Raw genomic sequence first — 962 nt, 5'->3', positions numbered from 1 at the left:
GCGCCCTCAACTGCGAAGGCCGCATCCCTTGCTCGATCTCCTCTAATAACGCCTTCACCATGGTAACAATCCGAAACGACGCCTCAGTCATCCGCTTATCCCCCAGCAACACCCCGGTCTGATTCAAATACCGAGCGCACTCCATCAACTTCCTGGCCTCCGTCGTCGCATACGAAAGACTAATCCCCGGTCCCACCGCAAACAGTGCAGGCGGACGCCCATAGTTCTGACGCAATGTGTGGTCGATCACTGGTGGAATTCGGGAGGGTTTGCATGGCATGGAGGGTTCTCCGTGGATGGTGGGATATTGGGGGCCGCGTTGCGGCCCTTCGCGGGTGAACCCGCTCCCACAGGATTGGTGGGGTGTCAGCGATTCATGCCTAGTTCGGCATCGTCGAGTAGAGCCTTGGCCAAGGCGCTCAGGTAGTGGGCGGCCCATACGCATTGGGGGTTGTTTTCCATCACGCCGGCAATGCTCATGTCGCGGGCGTAGCCCATCAATTCGGAGGCTTGTTCGCGGGCATAGTGGCAGGGGATTCCGGGCTCGATGCAGAACAAGGGTTGGGTCTGGTTTTCACCTTGGTAGAACTTGGTTTTGCCGACTGTGTATTTGCAGTCGTTATCGTCCGTGGGCATTGATCTATCTCCCTGAAGATTGGCAGGTGCCTGGGCTGGCCTTATCGCAAGCAAGCCGATCCCAACATCCCACCGACCAAAGCTGGGGGAAGGAAAGAGTGGGCATGTAAGGCAGAATTGCTCGCGATTAAGCCAGGCCAGGCATAACGTGCTGCGGCTTAATGGCGGATCCTGTGATCCGTACTCATCTGCACCTGGGCCAACGCGGATTCAATCAACTTTCGCAGGCCTTCAAGCTCATGCATCGTCGTCATGATCAGCAACGTGGCCGGCGACCTGGGCTGCATCAACGCGGCTTGCTGGGCAACAGCTTCCGCGCAGACGGC

General features: G+C 58.0%; 2 protein-coding genes. Both read right to left on the bottom strand.

Annotated features, from left to right (window positions below; genetic code table 11):
• Positions 1–280 (bottom strand): hypothetical protein (locus tag KY379_RS27170; RefSeq protein ID WP_261242721.1); only part of this gene is annotated, 280 nt, incomplete at its 3' end.
• A gap of 86 nt (positions 281–366) precedes the next feature.
• Positions 367–636 carry a DUF3077 domain-containing protein gene (locus tag KY379_RS27165; RefSeq protein WP_261242723.1) on the bottom strand — a complete coding sequence of 90 codons (270 nt, stop codon included), beginning with the start codon at positions 634–636 and terminating at the stop codon, positions 367–369.
• Positions 637–962: the final 326 nt, after the last annotated feature.

The organism is Pseudomonas sp. HD6422 (assembly GCF_025377065.1).
GTDB classification, from domain to species: domain Bacteria; phylum Pseudomonadota; class Gammaproteobacteria; order Pseudomonadales; family Pseudomonadaceae; genus Aquipseudomonas; species Aquipseudomonas putida_U.
This window is presented reverse-complemented; position numbering and strand designations above follow the sequence as displayed.

Coding starts and splice junctions, on each gene's coding strand:
- KY379_RS27165 (WP_261242723.1), bottom strand. CDS start 636: ATGCCCACGGACGATAACGACTGCAAATACACAGTCGGCAAAACCAAG.